The organism is Alphaproteobacteria bacterium, from assembly GCA_026400645.1.
In the GTDB taxonomy this organism is placed as follows: domain Bacteria; phylum Pseudomonadota; class Alphaproteobacteria; order Paracaedibacterales; family CAIULA01; genus JAPLOP01.
This window is the reverse complement of the sequence record JAPLOP010000023.1, coordinates 66867-85774: the sequence shown is the minus strand read 5'-3', so window position 1 is coordinate 85774 and position 18908 is coordinate 66867. Positions and strand designations below refer to the sequence as shown.

Annotated in this window: 14 protein-coding genes and 1 tRNA gene; 5 read left to right on the top strand and 10 right to left on the bottom strand. The window is 44.2% G+C overall.

Going from position 1 to position 18908, the window contains the following annotated elements:
- Positions 1 to 235: 235 nt before the first annotated feature.
- The gene (adhE, locus tag NTX76_03470; protein ID MCX7338327.1) at positions 236 to 2875 is read left to right on the top strand and encodes a bifunctional acetaldehyde-CoA/alcohol dehydrogenase; all 2640 of its coding nucleotides are present in this window, start codon (positions 236 to 238) and stop codon (positions 2873 to 2875) included.
- A gap of 253 nt (positions 2876 to 3128) precedes the next feature.
- Here the strand turns inward: adhE and NTX76_03465 are convergent, their stop codons facing one another.
- Positions 3129 to 4298 carry an ATP-binding protein gene (locus NTX76_03465; GenBank protein MCX7338326.1) on the bottom strand — a complete coding sequence of 390 codons (1170 nt, stop codon included), beginning with the start codon at positions 4296 to 4298 and terminating at the stop codon, positions 3129 to 3131.
- 268 nt (positions 4299 to 4566) lie between these two features.
- Between NTX76_03465 and gatA the strand changes: the two genes are divergently transcribed.
- Positions 4567 to 6042 (top strand): Asp-tRNA(Asn)/Glu-tRNA(Gln) amidotransferase subunit GatA, encoded by a 1476-nt coding sequence (gatA, locus tag NTX76_03460; GenBank protein ID MCX7338325.1) that lies wholly within the window; start codon positions 4567 to 4569, stop codon positions 6040 to 6042.
- Positions 6043 to 6107: 65 nt separating this feature from the next.
- Positions 6108 to 6761, top strand: a complete 654-nt coding sequence (locus NTX76_03455; GenBank protein ID MCX7338324.1) for a hypothetical protein — start codon at positions 6108 to 6110, stop codon at positions 6759 to 6761.
- A 96-nt stretch (positions 6762 to 6857) separates the two neighbouring features.
- On the opposite strand, the gene NTX76_03450 is transcribed toward NTX76_03455, so the two are convergent.
- The 4 genes from NTX76_03450 to NTX76_03435 all read right to left on the bottom strand — a co-directional run bounded on the left by NTX76_03450 (position 6858) and on the right by NTX76_03435 (position 11971).
- A complete protein-coding gene (locus NTX76_03450) occupies positions 6858 to 7931 on the bottom strand; it encodes a hypothetical protein (protein ID MCX7338323.1) in 1074 nt (357 codons plus the stop codon).
- Positions 7932 to 8182: 251 nt separating this feature from the next.
- On the bottom strand, positions 8183 to 9589 hold the full coding sequence (locus tag NTX76_03445; GenBank protein ID MCX7338322.1) for an MFS transporter: 1407 nt from the start codon (positions 9587 to 9589) through the stop codon (positions 8183 to 8185).
- Positions 9590 to 9676: 87 nt separating this feature from the next.
- On the bottom strand, positions 9677 to 10543 hold the full coding sequence (locus tag NTX76_03440; protein ID MCX7338321.1) for a DMT family transporter: 867 nt from the start codon (positions 10541 to 10543) through the stop codon (positions 9677 to 9679).
- Between the two features lie 51 nt (positions 10544 to 10594).
- A complete protein-coding gene (locus NTX76_03435) occupies positions 10595 to 11971 on the bottom strand; it encodes a nitronate monooxygenase (protein MCX7338320.1) in 1377 nt (458 codons plus the stop codon).
- Positions 11972 to 12158: 187 nt separating this feature from the next.
- Here NTX76_03435 and NTX76_03430 point away from each other — a divergent pair.
- Together NTX76_03430 and rpmG are read left to right on the top strand one after the other, a co-directional pair.
- Positions 12159 to 12233: transfer RNA gene (locus tag NTX76_03430), tRNA-Gly, on the top strand.
- 49 nt (positions 12234 to 12282) lie between these two features.
- The gene (rpmG, locus tag NTX76_03425) at positions 12283 to 12453 is read left to right on the top strand and encodes a 50S ribosomal protein L33 (protein MCX7338319.1); all 171 of its coding nucleotides are present in this window, start codon (positions 12283 to 12285) and stop codon (positions 12451 to 12453) included.
- A gap of 24 nt (positions 12454 to 12477) precedes the next feature.
- Here the strand turns inward: rpmG and rsmD are convergent, their stop codons facing one another.
- The 5 genes from rsmD to gmd form a co-directional block, all read right to left on the bottom strand.
- Positions 12478 to 13038: a 16S rRNA (guanine(966)-N(2))-methyltransferase RsmD gene (gene rsmD, locus NTX76_03420; GenBank protein ID MCX7338318.1), complete on the bottom strand. Its 561-nt coding sequence runs from the start codon at positions 13036 to 13038 to the stop codon at positions 12478 to 12480.
- Positions 13039 to 15516, bottom strand: a complete 2478-nt coding sequence (locus NTX76_03415) for a hypothetical protein (protein ID MCX7338317.1) — start codon at positions 15514 to 15516, stop codon at positions 13039 to 13041. It abuts the gene before it with no gap.
- A gap of 82 nt (positions 15517 to 15598) precedes the next feature.
- Entirely contained in the window at positions 15599 to 16804 is a 1206-nt protein-coding gene (locus tag NTX76_03410; GenBank protein ID MCX7338316.1) for a pyridoxal phosphate-dependent aminotransferase, read from the bottom strand.
- 146 nt (positions 16805 to 16950) lie between these two features.
- Positions 16951 to 17805, bottom strand: coding sequence for a GDP-mannose 4,6-dehydratase (locus NTX76_03405; GenBank protein MCX7338315.1), 855 nt, complete (start codon positions 17803 to 17805; stop codon positions 16951 to 16953).
- A 13-nt stretch (positions 17806 to 17818) separates the two neighbouring features.
- Positions 17819 to 18856, bottom strand: coding sequence for a GDP-mannose 4,6-dehydratase (gmd, locus tag NTX76_03400; protein MCX7338314.1), 1038 nt, complete (start codon positions 18854 to 18856; stop codon positions 17819 to 17821).
- Between the last annotated feature and the right edge of the window lie 52 nt (positions 18857 to 18908).

Here is an 18908-nt window from a genome sequence, read left to right as displayed (position 1 = left end):
AACAACTGACTGGCCCGATTGATTCATACCCCTTTTTAATAGGAATTAATCAATCGCACAACTGATTTCTATAATTTTTTATAAGTTCATCATAAATTAACCAAAAGTAGACTTTTCGAGCCCATTTTAACGCGGATCGAAAATTTAGAGCAAAGCGCCTAGGATTAACTCTTTATAAAGAAAATTACGCTAGACTAAGAAATAAGGATAAAAAACACAAGGCTGATAATTAAAAATGGTTAAAAAAAATATACCTCATGAAAACGAAATTACGCAGGATCAAAAAACCATTACTGCGGCGGATTCTGCGGTGGATGAATCGACTGCGCTTATCTCAAAATTAATCAACCAGGCGGAACAAGCCCTTCGTGAATACAAAGAACTCGACCAAAATCAGGTGGATGCCATTGTACAATCCATGGCTTATGCGGGCATTGATCAGCACATGGAACTTGCGCGCATGGCGATCGATGAAACAAAGATGGGTGTTTTTGAGGATAAAATCATTAAAAACCTTTATGCAACCGAATATGTGTACGAAAGCATCCGCAAGGACAAAACGGTTGGGGTCATTCGCGAGGACAAGGAGGATGGCTATTTCGAGGTTGCTGACCCCGTTGGAATCATCATCGCCCTGACGCCGGTTACCAACCCAACGTCCACAACGTTATTTAAATCCCTGATTTCTGCCAAAACACGCAACCCCGTTATTTTTAGCTTTCATGGAAAGGCCCACGACTGTTCGGCACAAGCGGCGCGCGTTATGCGTGATGCTGCCGTAAAAGCGGGCGCCCCTGAGCATTGCATACAATGGTTGCCCCCTGTACCCTATGACACCGTGCAAAAATTGATGCAGCATGATAGCGTGTCCATGATTTTGGCTACCGGCGGGGCATCAATGGTTCGTGCGGCCTATAGCGCCGGAAAGGCAGCGCTTGGCGTGGGGCCAGGCAATGTTCCCTGTTATATTCATCAAAGCGCCAATCTTAAACGGGCAACAGCCGATTTGATTGTCAGTAAAACGTTTGACAATGGGATGATCTGCGCATCCGAACAGGCAGTCATTGTTGATCGCAGCGTTAGCCAGACGGTCAAGAATTTGCTTGTTAACCTGGGCTGTTATTTTTTGAACCCAGAGGAAGTGGAGCTTTTACATCAGCGCGTTATTGATCCGGCAAAAGGGTCGGTGATGCCTGATGTTGTTGGTCAGCCAGCATATATTATTGCCTTAAAAGCCGGGATTACTGTACCGAAAGAAACAAAAATATTGATCGCCCCCCTTTCGGATGTCGGACCAAGTGTTCCATTGTCACGCGAAAAACTGAGCCCTGTTTTGGGATGGTTTGAGGTGAATGACCATCATGAAGGCATTGCAGTCGCACGACGAATCACTGAATTCGGGGGCCTGGGGCACACAGCCGTTATTCATTGCGAGGATGACAAAATCATTCACGATTATAGTGACCAAGTCCAAGTCGGTCGTGTCATTGTCAATTCCCCATCTGCGCAAGGGGCCATTGGCGATATCTATAACCATTTCCGCCCATCACTGACCCTTGGGTGTGGCACGATGGGACACAATGCCACAACATCCAATGTCAGCACATCCAACTTGATTAATATTAAACGCACAGCAAATCGTGTCCCAAGACTCAAGTGGTTCAAGGTCCCCCCAAAGATCTACTTTGAACCCGGATCTTTGCGATACCTCGAGGGGATAAAAGGCAAAAGTATCCTCATTGTGACAGATCCATCCATGGTCAAACTCAAGATCCTTGATAAGATCCTGTACCATCTTGATAAAACAAACATAAAATATACGATTTTTCAGGATGTTGAACCGGATCCATCAATTGAAACAATTTATAAAGGGGTTGAGGAAGCCAACAAAGCCAACGCTGATATTATTATCGCCGTTGGTGGGGGATCAGCGATCGATGCCGCCAAAGGGATTTGGATGTTTTATGAGGATCCGGAAAGCAAATTCGACATGATGAAGCTGAAATTCCTGGATATCAGAAAACGGGCTGTACGGTTTCCAAAAATGGGAAAGAAGGCGATTTTAATTGCGATTCCAACAACGGCGGGGACGGGATCCGAAATTACGGCCTTTACCGTCATCAGCGATAAAAAAGAAAACAAAAAATATGCCCTGGCTGATTATGAGCTAACCCCAAATATTGCCATTATTGATCCTGAGCTGACGTATACCCTTCCAAAATCTATGACGGCCGATACCGGGATTGATGTTTTAACCCATGCGATTGAATCCTATGTATCGGTTTTGGCGTCTGATTTTACGGATCCACTTGCCCTTAAGGCGGCGGAATTGGTTTTCGAATACCTTCCAAAGGTTTGCAAAAACTTAGATGATAAAAAAGCCCGCGAAAAAATGGCAAACGCATCAACCATTGCAGGAATGGCGTTTACGAATGCTTTTCTGGGTCTGAACCACAGTATGGCCCATAACTTGGGTGCCATTTTTCATATCCCCCATGGTCGTGCCAATGCATTGCTTTTGCCACATGTGATCCGGTATAACGCCAACATGCCGTCTAAGCTGAACTTTTTCCCCCAATATGAGTATCCAAAGGCTGATGTGCGCTATGCAGAAATTGCAAAATTCCTGGGGCTGAAATTCAATTCGACAGAGGAAGGCGTGCAAAAACTGATAGAAGCCGTCCGAACCCTTATGGAAGAGGTCGGAATTCCAAAATCGCTGAAGGAGGCTGGAATCCGTCGGGATGATTTTGATGCTGCCCTGGATACCTTGGCCAACAATGCGTATGCTGATCAGTGCACAATCACCAATCCGCGTGAACCGTTAATTAATGAGATCAAGGAGATTTTCATTCGGTGCTATGAGGGTGCTTAGGGCGCACTGTTTTTTTGCTGTGCTATTTCATGCTTGTCATCTTCGAACTTGACCCGGAGATGACAACGGGGCTGTCTTGCCAGAAATGATTGGGAATGGGTGAATCTAATTCCATTTCCATAAATGATCAGTGAGTTTCCTGGATGACCACGCCGCCTTCGTCGGCTCGCCATGACGTCATTGCGATGAGGGCGAAGCCCGAAGAAGCAATCCAGAAATCGCCCCGAACTCATGAAGATTTATTGAAAATGGCCTAAGAACACTCGCTCATATCTCGATTTGTTGCTTCCTTTAGTGTTTTGACAGAAATGTCCGCCGACAAGGCATAGGATCTTTCTCCTGGATTGATGATTGTCAGAGAGTCCAATTTTAAATCCTCCATGGCGATGTGCATGGATTTGGTGATCTTTGGGGATTCCGAATATTTGAATTCGTATCCGATGCGCTGCCCGCCTTTAATCACCAACAAATCGAGCTCGGCACCCTTTTCGGTGGCCCAGAAATAAAATTCACACAAATCCGTATCATATGAATTGATGATAGTTTCAAGGGCATACCCTTCCCAAGATGCACCGCACTTTGGATGTGTCAGTATGGTTTGTCCGGACACCCCAAGAAGCGTATGCAAAAGACCACTGTCCCGTATATATAATTTGGGGCGCTTGATCTGTCTTTTTGATAGATTTTCAAACCAGGGCTTTAGCTGACGAATCATAAAACAGCCTTCCAAAATATCCATATACCGTTTAATTGTTTTGTCCGTCATGTCCAGTGAACGAGATAATTCGGAAACGTTGGCGATTTGCCCATGATAGTGAGCCAGCATATTCCAAAGCCGCCTCATGTTGGTTGGCATAATTTGAACGCCCATCATTGACAGATCACGTTCCAGAAAGTTTTTAATATAGTTCAGTCGCCATTTTTCACTTTGAAGAGGAGATGGAGCCAAAAATGATCTTGGAAATCCACCAACTATCCAATGCTTGTGCATATCACCAACCTCATTCAGCTGAAAGGGAGGAAGCTCAATATACGCAATGCGACCAGCCAGTGTTTCACTACTTTGCTGAATGAGATCTTGGGAAGCGCTGCCCAGGATCAAGAATTTTTTATCAGAATTATCCACCAAAAATCGCAAATAGGGAAATAGATCGGGTCTTCTTTGGATTTCATCAATGACGATGGTGCCATTTAAAGGGGGTAGGGTTAAGGAGGGCGATTCCAACATAGCTAAATCTTGTGGATTTTCTAAATCAAAAAAATGAAAATTTTTTAAACCTTGGGTCAACCCCTTGGCTGATTTCTGCGCATACACTTTGGCAAGGGTCGTTTTTCCACATTGACGGGGACCAAGGAGAGCGCACACAGAATGTGATAAAAAAGCTTCTTCTATTTGGTTAAGATAGTGGGTTCTTTGGATCATGCTGCACATCCTTGAATTTTGTTCGACCTAATAATACATCGTATTTATAACATTGAACAACCGAAAATACGATGAGATATAGAGCTCTATCTATGATGGCCCCTGTAACCCACAAGCTGTCTGCAAACAATAGCATTACAGTGCGTTGTTACGAATCGGATCCTCCTTCGTATCAATTTTACCGCTCCCCTAGCAAATATCCATAACATCGTTTATGGTAATCAAAAGATAAAGATGACAAATTCAACGTGGGGGACAGGCTAGACATATGACCGAATTAACGAACTTTACCTTAACAGAAGCGCGAGATGCTCTTTTGTCGAAAAAATGCAGTGCCGTGGAATTGACTCGTGCGTTTCAGGGCCGCATGGATGCGTTTCGGCACCTCAATACCTACATCACGGAAACACCGGAAATTGCGCTGAGCCAAGCAAAGATCGCGGACGACAATCTGGCCAAGTCATCATTTGATCCGGTTGAACGCCCCCTGGAAGGGCTTCCCCTTGCGATCAAGGATTTGTTCTGCACAAAAGGGATTCGTACAACCGCGGGATCCAAAATTCTGGATGATTTTACCCCACCCTATGAATCAACAGTTTCGCAAAACCTGTTGGACGCGGGTGCTGTTTTTTTGGGCAAAACAAACATGGATGAATTCGCCATGGGGTCCGCCAATGTGACCAGCGCCTTTGGGCCAGTTATCAGCCCCTGGAAACGCAACGACGCCCCAGAAAAGCAATTAATCCCCGGCGGATCATCCGGTGGATCATCGGCCGCCGTCGCCGCACGATTGGCATTGGCTGCAACAGCATCGGACACAGGTGGATCAATCCGCCAGCCGGCGTCGTTTTGTGGGTTGGTTGGCATTAAGCCAACATATGGGTTGTGTTCACGGTGGGGAATGGTGGCCTTTGCATCATCGTTGGATCAAGCTGGCCCCCTGACTCATACAGTTCGGGATGCAGCACTGATGTTACAAGTGATGGCAAGTTATGACGAAAAAGATGCCACGTCGATCAAGGGGGACACATCCAATTATTTGGGGAATCTTTGCCCCAATATCAAGGGCCTTAGGGTTGGCATCCCCGCTGAATATGTGGCAAATCTGACTCCAGAAATGCAACGTCTGGTGCAACAGGGGATTGATTGGCTGAAACAAGCCGGTGCCACGATTCAGGAAGTCAGCCTAAAAGCAACGGCCCATGCCCTGCCAACCTATTACATTATTGCGCCAGCCGAAGCATCATCCAATCTGGCACGATATGATGGCGTTCGTTACGGAAACCGGGTAAGTGGCAAAACAATCGAAGAGCTTTATGAAAACACGCGCCGCGAAGGGTTCGGCGAGGAAGTCCGCCGTCGCATCATGATTGGCACATATGTTTTGTCGGCCGGCTATTATGATGCTTATTACAGCAAGGCGTTAAAGGTTCGAAAGCTGATTGCGCAGGATTTTGACCAGGCTTTTTCAGCGGTTGATGTTTTGTTGACCCCAACGACCCCCGGGCCCGCATTCGCGTTGGATGAACAACCGTCCGATCCCATTACGATGTATCTGAATGATATTTTTACCGTGACGGTGAACCTGGCTGGATTACCCGGTATTTCGGTACCAGCAGGGTTAACGGCCAGCGGATTGCCGCTTGGGTTGCAGCTGATCGGGCCCCGGTTTTCGGAACAACGATTGTTGAATGTCGCCAGCGTTATTGAGGGTGCTGCCGATTTTTCGGTACCAACATTCTAAAAATTATGCTCACAATAAACAGAGAGGTTGAAAAATCGATGCTTTAATTTTTGAGAGGGAAAAACATGACATTAAATCCAAATAGACTTTTGACTGTTGCCCTTGTGGGGTCAGCGCTATCAATCGGAATGGGTGTTGGCGGTGGCGAAACACAAGCGGCATCCTTGGAAACAGACAGTGCCTGGGGTGCCAATAAAGCCGCCATTGTATCACTGCAGTTGGCTGCCCAATCTGTACAATGTGACTTCCTTAGGATCACCAGAGATAGCAACCTTACAACAGCGGCAGAAGTATACGATAACGATCCGACTGACACGAACAAAAACGCATTTGAGGCCGAAATAAAACGGGCGAACGCTATTGTTAAAATGGGATCAGAGATGAGTAATGCAGATAAAAAAGCCAGGGCTAGCTTCAATGCTGCCAGGCTCACGCTTGATCAAATTTATATCGAAATCGACATCTTTCAAAAGAAAGCCGCAGAAGCCGAAACACAAAAAGATAAAGAAGTGTTTGGTGGCAAGGCTGAAGTCTGGGTTAGGTATCGAACAGAACATCTTCAGACCATGGAATACAACAAGGGGCCATTTATTGGCTATTACATGGCAATAGGGGAAGATCCCGGGAATGACCCCACCCTAACGAAGCTTGCCCGAGATATTGCTAACGAGAACGAGAGAGTCGCTGCGTTTGGCGGTATTCCAATTCAACGATCTTAGTGGGTAACGTATTTTTGCTGAAGCCTCCCACATGAATCCCCACACAGCTGTAAATTTGTGTGGGGTTTTGTGAAATGCCCGGTAGAATTGCTCTGTTTATCTTAAGTTTGCATTCAGCAATAACCGGGCTTTAGTACAATCATTTACGTAATTATCGTATTGCTCTCTCCTGTCGTTGGGAATTGACTCAGCTGCGTAGTCTTCCTCAAGTTCCTTGAGAGCCTTGTCCAGAATATCCCCAAACAATGTGAGTCTGCTAAATGATTCAGAATCAAACAAGTGAGGAAACCGAGACAACGTTATAGTGATGAAGCCTGATTCTTCATTCAACGCCTCATTTAAGGCGGATTCTTTTACAGTCATGATGTTTTTGAGGGCCATTCTTCTTAAGGCTTCCTCGCCCACCCTGGCTAATTCAGGGGAATCTTTTGATAGGTAATCACACAAATCTCCATAAATACGCTCATGAAGCATTTCGTCCTCGGGGGGCAAAAAATGATCCTTGTATTCAGATCTAATAACATATGGATAATAGACCTCCACGCGATCACCAAACAAACGGCCCATTTTATACCCGCAGTTTATAATATTGTATTTTAATGACGACTTATTCCTCATATGAATAAGTCCACAAAACCCCAGAAAAAGCGCAGAATCCGGATCAGCATGGACGTGAGGAATTAATCCAAGGTTCTGCCAGTGACCAAAAAGGGCTTTTTTAACCTCTGTTCCATATCCTTTGCCTTGGTGGATTTTATGATATTTTTCATCTGTACCAATGTACTCCCGGCCGCAAAAATTCATTTTAATAACCCCAAAGAGATTATCGTTTTTGGTAGATTCGTCGAAAATCCCATAATACATAGTCATGAAATTTAAATTTTGTCGCAATACATGCTTATCTGTGCTTTCTAGAATGCTTTTCTGAGTTTTAAGCAAATCTCCAATATTGTCGCTCTCGATAATTTGCACAAAACTATCATCGGAATTGTCCAGTTCTCTCATCATTTCCAAATGCTCAAAGGATAACGGTTGAACGCGGGTCCGGGCTGTTTTAAAGCTCAATAAATCAGCCAACTCAGGGAGTCCCTGATTAAACTGACAAGAACATCCATTGTTTAGGGTTAAAAAAGAACATAATATAAATACGAAAACAAACTTTAATTTCACAATATCTGCACAAAACTTTTATAATTATCAATGCTAAAATTTACGGTTACTATCGTTCCTTGTCAAGTTTTTGATTTGCCCTATAATACCATTTTCACAAATTATTAGTGAGTTTCCTGGATGGCCACGCCGCCTTCGTCGGCTCGCCATGACGACGTCATTGCGCGGAGGGTGCAACCCGACAAAGCAATCCAGGCTTTAAAGCACCAGGCTCAATAATGCTTTTTGGGGATTCTTATATCGAACTTGGGTTACTTTATTTTGTTAAGCCATTTTTTCAGGAATTGTTCTTTTTCTTTTTGGTCTAGCTTTTCATACTTTTTTTCTTCGGCCAGGATCTCTTCTAATGAAAAATCTTCGGATGAATTATTGGCAAGCTTAAGGGTAAGCATTTTATCCTCTGGGACAAAGGCATAAAGCCCTATAAGGGAAATCGAGGCTGCGACAAACAGCAAAAGACACAATCCTTGAAATCCGGTGACCTGACTAAAAATACATGCTGTCATTAGATAAATTAAGGAATGCGATATGGCCCATATCAAAAGAAGAGAAGTGTATCGTCCTATGACGGGAAATCCCTTAGTGATAATAGGGTAGGCAGGGCTAAGCTCTTGCCCAAGGCAGGCAACGCTTACTTGAATAATAAAAATAAGTAGTGGGCTGGTAAGTCCATCAATATAAATGGCAAGAACGGGTATCACCATCAAAAGAGAGAACATTTTAAATTTAAGAATGCTGAAGGGGTGAAATTTTAACCCCAGGAGCCCATAGCCAACCTCGGAACACATGACGAAAAAAAGAACAAGTGTTGATTGGCCCATGACCCTGCTTGGACTTATTCCCAGCTGATTGATAAGAACAGATGGTAAGTAAGCGAGGGAAAAATAAAAAGCCACAGCGGGAAAAAGATGCAGGGCAAACAAAGCGGGAATATTTCGGCTTCTAAAATTCAAAGATAAATATAAATCCAAAAATTTTCGTTTGGTTTTCTTTTTCTCCAGGGTTTTTACAAATTCGGGTGTTTCTTTTAGTGTTTTTCGGGCAATTGTTCCAATAACAGCAACGCCAGATCCGATATAAAAGGGGATCTTCCACCCATTTTCCGGGGACATCAAAATGCAAATCGCCCCAATTCCACAGGCGACCAATCCGCCGCATGAGCAGGTGGCTGCAACAAGAGAACTGCACAAATAAACTTTTGGCTTTGGAACTGTTTCGGCAATAAAAACATCGGCAGCAATAGCCTCGCCGCCGGATGCAAATCCCTGAACAAGGCGTAAAGTCAGAAATAACACAGCTGATAGCGTTCCCCATTCCGCATAGGATGGGATGTTGGGAATTAAGACACACGATATTGACATCAAGAATGTTGTTGATATCAAAACAGGCACCCGGCCGATCGTGTCACCAATATACCCCCAGAAAATGGCGGCAAAAGGACGGATAACAAATGAGGAACAAAACGTAAAGGCGACTAAAATTGGAGTAAGGGCAGAATCACCTGGGATAAAAATTTTTGTTAAAATTACCGTCATATGAACGGCCAGCATCAGATCAAAATAATCAAGAAAATTTCCAACCAAAACGATAGCAACGGATTTTTTGACGTCTGGGCTTAAATTCGTATCAGGTATGTCTGTAAGCGTACTCGTTTTCATGCTCTTGACTCCTTGTTTAAAATTCCAGGACCAATAACAGCTAACGCATATCACCTTTTAAATCTGATTTCCAGTTGTTTTATAACTTTATTTTAATTTTTTATTTGTTTTAATAAGATAAATATAAGAACCAATGATCATTGATGCGCCAATAAGCGTTGTCCAAGCGGCCTGTTCTTCAAAAAATAAAAATCCCGATACAACGGCCAATGGGAATCGGGAAAATTTAAAGGGCGCAATAAAGGATGCCGCGGCATGGGTGTACGCCTCGATCAATGCAAACTGCCCCAAAACGTATAACGCAGAAATGCCCGCTAATTTTAAAAACAGGGCCAATGATGAAATTTCATACCAATTCCAAAATGCTGGCCCAGCGCTGAATAGGGTCATAAAAAACAATAAATAGAACAAGGTTGTGGCCGATGAATCCCTGATGGATACTTTTTTAATGATCAATGATGACGCTGAAAAAGCCAGAGCCGATAACAGCGGGTATAGGGCATAAACTGTGAAAACACCCGATGAGGGGCGTAAAATAATTAAAACACCCGCAAATCCAATCCCCAGAGAATAAAGAATGGGGCGGGTCAGTTTCTCCCCAAAAAAACAATAGGCACCCAGTGTTGTCATTAATGCGCTTGTCAGGGATAACGCGCTGCTGTCCGCCAAGGGAAGCAACTGAACGGATGCAATCAAAAACCAGTTGCCCAGCGCCCCCGTTATCCCCTTGAAGATTTGCCAGGGCAGGAATTTTGTTTGCGTTACGGCGGTTAGTTTGCGGGAATAAAACACGGAAACAAACAAAAGCCCGATCCCTGCTTTCAGGAAAAGGGCTTGTGTTGTTGGAAAATTTTTTGGCAAGGAATGGGTCAATGAATTGCTTGCTGCCGCAAAAACGGCAACCAAGACAATCAAAAGGGCCCCATAGAGGTTCCTATTGTTTGTTGTGTTCATTGTGGATCCCCTCCTTTTTGAAAAGGGGATGCGCGCAATGGGCATAAACCCCTAATCCCCGGACTGGATGCGTTCCACCAATTGCTTGACTGTTGGGATGAATCCATCATTATAGAACGGATCTTGTCCGAAACGGTAGGCTTGGCGACCTCCAAACATGAGCTCGTTTTCTATATCCCCATTATGGGCCACGGCTTGCAATGTTTTTTCGATACAAAAACTGCGCGGATCTGCACGTCTTCCTGTGGTTCCTTCTTCATTCTGCGCCCAATTGCTGAACAAACAAGCCGACAAACATCCCATGCAATGGGTTTGATCGGACAGAATCTTGGCTGCCCTTTCTGGGGTTACGAAAATTAACGTCGTGTCTGGTGTCCTGAGAATTTCTGTAAAGCCAGCTGCTTTCCATTGTTCTGCCTTTGGCATGTCTTCTGGTTTTAAATAAACAAGCCTTCCGCGGGCACCAGTTGCCAATGGTTCGGTGCATCCATCGGCTGGTGTTGTTCTGTAATCAATTTGTCGTTCTGACCGTTGTCTTAATTCCTGGATAAATCCATTATTGACGGCCGATGAATAAAATCCTGTTGGGCTAAACCGGTTCAAGAATATATCCCCCTCTTTCAGGGTTAGAAGCTTTTTCTTCCACGCCATTGGGATTGGGCTTTCCTGAGTTAACAACGGGCGCGTTCCGAACTGAAAGGCGATTGGTCCCAGATCAGGATTATCCAACCAGTCTTCCCATTCATTAAGGCACCAGACGCCACCCGCCATAATAATTGGTGTGTCGCCCATACCGCAGGCGCGCATAGCTTGGCGTAGTTCTATAACGCGGGGCATTGGTGGTTGCGGGACCAGGGGATCCTCGCTGTTTGACAAACCATTGTGACCGCCGGCCAACCAGGGATCTTCGTAAACGACGCCACCCAACCATTCGGGGAATCGGTAAAATGACCGTTTCCACAAAATCTTAAATGCGCGTGCTGATGAAACGATGGGATGGTAATAAACGCCATAGCTGGCACAGATGTCGGCCACGCGAAAGGGCATGCCGGCCCCGCACGTTATACCGTGCAGAATTCCTTTTGTTTGAGACAGAACACCGTGGAGGAGCTCCTCTGTTCCGCCCATTTCCCACAAAACGTTCATGTGGATTCTGCCTTCTCCGTTAGACAGTTCGTGGGCTATTTTTGCCTGCGTTACGCCGCCCCGGATAGAATAAGCAATCAGTTCCTGCTGGCGTTCTCGTCTTGTTTTTGCATGGTAAACCCAGGGGACCAAATTGCCGTGTTCGTCTTTATCGTCGGCATTACATCCCGAAAAAGTCCCCACGCCCCCGGCTGCCGCCCAGGCTCCAGAGCTATCTCCGTTAGAAACAGCTACACCTTTTCCACCTTCAATCAAAGGCAGAACTTCTTTCCCAGAAATCATCAGGGGACGCAAATTATTTTTCACTTATGTCTCATCCTTACTTTTTTTAAGCATATATATTCCATTCTTTTAATCCTACCCTGCATAGGGGGGAAGATCAAGATCAAGAAAATACACAGAGCAATGATTGAGAAAGTGCTTGCAAAAAGATGAGAAAACAGTACTATATTGAATGTCTATACGGAATGCGGGCGTAGCTCAGGGGTAGAGCACAACCTTGCCAAGGTTGGGGTCGAGGGTTCGAATCCCTTCGCCCGCTCCAAGTTGACAAATTCTTTGATCGAAGTTTACTTTTGGGAAGTTTTCTAACAATGGCTAAAAAATCAGCAACAATCAGTATTAAGTTATTGAGCACGGCAGACACTGGGTTCTTTTATGTTACAAAGAAAAATCCCCGCAAAAAGCCAGAGAAAATGGAACTTCGCAAATACGACCCAGTAAAAAGACAGCATGTTCTTTTTAAAGAAGCAAAAATTAAATAAGACTGGCAATATTTTAGCCTGTTCTCAGGTTTCTTTTTCTTCTACCCAAAAACTTATAGCTGCAGCCCCATAAATTCGTTGTTCTTTCTTTGTAAGATGGGGAATATGGGCCGGGCAATCAGTCAAGGATGATTCGATACAAACAAGGGTGTCTGGGTTTATCCAGCCCTGCTTGTAAAGTTGTGCACATGTGGGAAGGATTAATCCCTGGTTGTATGGGGGATCCATGATTATTACGTGCGCCCCGCCATCTGGTGCTTTTTTTATCTGGGGGGCATCACCCCTTAACAGATGCACTTTCTCATCTGCACCTAACGTCGTACTGTTTTCTTGGATGCATCGAATAGCCTGTTTGTTGTTTTCGACAAAATAAACCTGCTTCGCTCCCCTGGATAGCGCTTCAAAACCCATCGCGCCTGATCCTGCAAAGACATCTAAAACAACGCAATCCTGAAATTCAACGCCATAAGTGTGAATCAAGATATTAAATACAGCTTCCCGTGCCCTGTCTGACGTTGGACGCGTTGTGTCAGATGGTGGCCTTTTTAACAATCGGTGGCGAAATTGCCCAGAGATAATGCGCATTTACGTAACTCCAGATTTTAAATTCAGTATGTTGTCCATGTTTTGTTTTATTGCTTCTTGGCTTTTTAAAAGGACGTCCACATCTTGCCGAGTATAGGCATTTCCCTGAACAGAATTTGTAAGAACAAGGAACATTTGATTATCCGCCATATAGTCATTATACAGGGCCGCTAGCGTTTTTAAGTGATCATATTGATTGGATCTGTAATAAATCATTGCTCGTTTTAAAATGGATTCTTTTTTGAGGGGGGCATCTTTTTCCCGATCCAACAAAGGGTCCAATTTCGAAAGGATCTCCGCAGCCTTGTCGAATGCCCCATGATAAATCAAAAGATTCCCTAGTAGTTCCAGGCTTTGAACTGTCCCGATGTCACTCAGAATTTTTATGGCATCCTCTGTCTTTCCTTGGGCTGCCAATGCTGTCGCCATAATTCTGGACCGATTCTTTGATGTTTCATCGTCTTGTGGTTGTGCCATGTTTTTTAGCACGACCAGGGCTTCTTCGTATTTTTTTTCTAGTAAATGAATATCGGCAATTTTTATCAACAGAACATTCGTTTCTTTCGGATTTTTTATTTTAAGATCATTTTTTTTTGAGGCAAATTTTGTCAACAAATCAGCTGCCTGATCCAATAAATCTAGCCGTATGAATTGATCGGAAATGATTTGAATAATTCCATCCTCTTCGGCGACCATGGGCAAGTAATCACGATATTTCTGATAGGTTGAGATAACTCTCAAGGGGGAAAGGACGCTTAAATCTTGCTTAAAATAGGATTCAAACGCCTTTTGCATTTTGGCATCGATTTGATTAACGATAGCCCTTTCTGGATAGCGTTCTTTGATCAATTTCAGATATTCCAGTTGCGCAATATAATCATTCTTTTGGATGGAAAGCTCTGCAAGTTTGTGCAGGATTCGATAGTCCAAGACGTTGCTTTTCCAGGTCAGACGAAGATTCGACATCTCCCTTAAGATATCCTCCTGTGATTTTTGTCGGGATTCTTGGGGTTGTAAAAAATCATATAATAGAAATTCATAATCAGCCTCTTGTCGGATTGCGATAGATACCTTGTTTTCTGACTCTTCTGTGCCTAGTTTTTTAAATATGGCTATTGCATCCTCTGGTTTTTTGTTCAGGGACAATATTTTTGCCTGATAGAGTTGCGCCTGGTCTTGAAGAGTTTTCTGGCAATCAAGCGTTTCTATTTGCGCGATAATGTCATCTATCGTATCGATATCTTTATTTGAAATGACAGCTTTGAGCAGTGCATCCAGCATGGCATCCCGCAATAAGGGGGGGTAGCCAGTCAGAATTGATAAGCAGTCCTTAATAAAAGAACGATCAATTTTTGTGCCAAAAACCAGGGCTGATAGTATGTGTTTCCAGCAAAGGATTTCGGCTGTGTCGGTCAATAGATCCCAATTTTCCAGGGCTTTTGCGGGGTGCCCCTCTAGGAAATTTGACATGCCTTCAAGAATCATAAAACAAGGTGTGTATTCTATGCCTGGATAATCTTGGCTCAGGCTTTTCAAGGCTGACAGGGCTTCTGGCCATCGAGTTAGGGCAACCTCTATCCATAGGCGTTGCAGGGAAATTTCTAATGGGCAGGTGGACGGCATCAACCTTATTTTTTGGACCAATTTTGTCAGATACTGATTCCACTCTATTTTCCCGCTGCCACCATAGAAAAATGTTTGCTTGTTGGTGCTGTCTTCCTTTTTGGATTCTTCTTTTTGGGGTTCTTCCTTTTGATTGGATTCAGGGTTCGGTTTGGGCCTTTGTTTTGTCGCCATATAAAGCTGACTCTTTTTATTTTCAAAAAACAAATCCGGGGACAGAATTTGGCAGGCAAACCCCTGTTTTGTTTCCATAAAAACAGAGTTTGGGGTGGATTCAAATTGGTATAACCCGCCGTCAACTTTGGTGGTGGGGCAAATATAAAGATCCCGTCCGTTCATTGTCAGATACACTTCGTGTCCCAAATCAACGGGATGGATAATCAAAAGAGATTGTTCATTGTGGCTTATTTTTATGGATTTCTTGGCTGTCAAAGCATGGAGTAGTGCGTCATCAATAAATGAAAAAATTACGCCCCACCCTCGGTCATCTTTTTGAACAATGAAATGGATATCGGGCTTTGGGACAAGCTCTATCAGGGTGACAGAATTACTATTATTGGGGATGTCGACGATATTCAGGGATTGAATCACGGATGAACAATCAGCGCTTTTTGGCAAAGAAAACTGAATTTTCGCATCAAAAACAAAGACCCATTTGGGGCCATCTTTTATAACGGCCAATCCAGCCCCCGGGTGCGAAGGTATCGCAAAATGCAGTTGATAGTGATTTTCTAGGGCATTAAAGGTGACTTGGTCCTGTGACGTTGGGGCAGGGGGTGTGGGCGAATTTTGGGCACACCCATAGGACAGCAGGAAATAAAGGAAAGCATATCTCCGGGCTCTAATCAGTAGCATATTAATAATGATTGCAAGAAACGGTTATCTAGCACAATTTGCATCTTGTTGGCCCTACCTCATCCGGGGGGTGTATTCCTTCCTAAGAAACAAGTGCCTTTACGGCTTTTTCAATGCGGGCGCAGGCTTCTGTTAGTTTTTCTTTTGATATGGCATAGGAAATCCGAAAGTACGGGGACAGGCCAAACGCATCGCCGCTGACAGCTGTTACTTGGGCCTTATCAAGCAAATACCCACAAAAATCATTATCGGTTTCGATCGGTCGTCCGTCTGGCGCTGTTTTACCCAAAACCCCGGCGCAATTTACATATAAATAAAATGCCCCACCAGGCCTTAGGCACGTCAGACCCTCTATTTTGTTGATGCCGTCCAAAGTCATGTCCCGTCTGTCCTGAAATGATTGGCGCCAGTCGGCCAAGAAATCCTGCGGGCCATTCAATGCCATCACTGCGGCTGCTTGGGCAATGGAACACGCATTGGATGTGCTTTGGGATTGAATCAGGTTCATCGCCTTGATCAGCTTTGCGGGGCCCGCGCCATATCCAATGCGCCATCCGGTCATTGAGTATGCTTTTGAAACGCCATTGACAATTAGCGTGCGGAATTTTAATCGGGGCTCTACCTGAACGATGTTCGTAAACGAAAGGTCATCATAAATAAGGTGTTCATAAATATCATCACTCATCACATAAATATCGGGGTGCGGGCGCAATACAGCGGCCAGGGCTTTAAGCTCGTCCGCTGAATAAACAGCCCCCGTTGGATTGGATGGTGAATTCAGGATCAGCCATTTTGTCTGTGGCGTTATCGCTGCCTCTAGCGCGCGTGGGGTTAGCTTAAAACCAACGTCCTCTCCACACGGGACAATACGGCTAATTCCACCACACAAATGAACCATGTCAGGGTACGATACCCAATAAGGCGCTGGTATAATGACCTCGTTATACGATTCGAGCGTGGCAAACAGGGCGTTAAAAATAACCTGCTTTCCGCCATTGGAGACATTAATTTCGTCTAAAGCATAATCCAGGGAATTATCCCGCAGAAATTTTTTCTGAACGGCTTGTTTCAGGCTGAGCATACCATCGACCGCTGTATATTTCGTCAGTCCCTGATTCATGGCTTGGGTCGCGGCTTCCCGGATCCAGGCGGGGGTATCAAAGTCGGGTTCTCCGGCCGCCAGGTTAATGACGTCTATGCCCTGTAGCTTCAGTTCAAGCGCACGTGCGTTGAGCGCCAGAGTTGGTGATGGTTGGATGCGACTTAGTCGGCTTGCTAGCAGTTGCATATTTTATCCTCTTCCATAATGATCTTCGAATCGAACAATATCATCTTCGCCAAGGTTGTGTCCTTGTTTGGCCCTTTATTAAGATTAGCATATCTGACCCGTTGTTTTCGAGCCTATGTTTATGGATTGGGTATAGATGTGTGGATTCATTGCTGATGGTGCTTGAGCATCCATCGTAATGTTTCCTTGAGTGAGCATGAGGGGAGATTTGGAAAAAGCTCACCTAGGGTACGCGGGTCACCCCTTAATTCACGAATTTCGTTCTGACGCACAAATGCCGGATTGATAACGATTTTAATCGTATGATTTGTGATTTCTTGGCACATTGACATAACATCTTTTAGCGAATAGATCTGACCTGTGCAAATATTAATTGTTTGATGGATTGGTGGGTTGAGCAACATTTTGCCATATATGTTAACAACGGAACGTACATCACCAAACTCCCTCCACACGTCAATATTTCCAAGCTCAATAATGGGTATTTTTTTGTTAAAATGAGCCACAATTTTGGGAATCAAAAAGTGTTCCTTTTGTCCCAATCCTGTATAATTGAATGGTCTCACCATAAAAATAGGAAGCTTTTGAAACCAAAGCTTGGCCATGTATTCCATTGATAACTTGCTAACGGCATAATCATTGGGTGGATCTAGCGGAGAATTTTCGCTGATCGGGTTGGATGTTGAATTCCCATAGACTGTTGCGCTGCTTGCTAATAAAACACTCCGCACGTTAGGTGCGGATTGATAAAGCGCCCCTAAAAGATTGCATGAGCCAATGACATTGACATCGTATATTTTTTGAATATTTTGATCGTGTGCAAATGATTGCGCTGCTAAATGAACGACAGCTTCTGGTTTGCATAACTCGATTTCTTTGTTGATGGCATCGAAATCCAAAAGATCGGACTTTAATCCAACGACGTCATGGCCGTTGTCCCGAAGTTCTTTTTCCAGATGTCTGCCTGTAAAACCATGGATGCCCGTAATCAAAACTTTCATCAGAATACCATCCTCAAAATGATTGCCCTTTTTCAACGCGATAAAGATCGGCCTTGACCATCATTGTGCATAGATCCTCTAATGAGGTTGTTGGTACCCAGCCCAAATCTTTCTTGGCTTTTTCTGGGCTTCCAACAAGAAGCTCGACTTCGGCGGGGCGATAAAATTGCGGATTAATTTTGACGATAATCTGGCCTGTGTTGTTGTTGAGGCCTATTTCTTCCTCTTTCTCGCCCTCCCATCGAAGATCAAGATCAAGATTTTGGCAGGTCAAACGAACAAAAGTTCGAATGGTTTCCGTTCTTCCGGTGGACAAAACATATGTATCCGGTTTGTCTGCCTGCAACATGCGCCACATTCCATCAACGTAATCTTTCGCAAATCCCCAATCACGTTGTGCATCCAAATTTCCCAGTTCGATATGAGATTGCTTACCAAGCTTTACACGGGCCAAGCCATCAGTAATTTTCCGTGTAACAAATTCTAGGCCACGAAGGGGGGACTCATGATTAAACAAAATCCCGCTCGATCCAAAAATATTATAAGACTCTCTGTAATTTATAGTCATCCAGTGGGCGTATAGTTTAGCTGCTCCATAGGGGCTTCTGGGATAAAAAGAGGTCTTTTCCGTTTGGGGTATTTCTTGTACCAAGCCAAACATTTCAGATGTGGATGCCTGATAAAAACGAATTGACGGATCAATAATTCGAATCGCTTCTAGTATATTGACCGGACCAATGCCGGTAATCTCGGCGGTTGTAATGGGTTGTTCAAATGAGACGCCAACAAAACTTTGAGCTGCTAAGTTATAAACCTCATCAGGTTTTGTTTTTTGGATCAGTCGAATTGTGTTGCCAAGGTCGGTTAGATCGTATTCAACGAGGTGTAAATTTTCACGATCATCAATGCCAAGATCTTTTATGCGCCAAAAATTTGTGGATGCGGTACGGCGGTATGTTCCGTAAACGATATAGCCTTTGTCAAGCAAAAGTTCTGCTAAATAGGCACCATCTTGCCCTGTTATTCCTGTAATGATAGCTGTTTTTTTCAAGATAATTCACCCATTTTGTTTAAATCTTTTAAAAGTTGGTCGATGCTGTCTT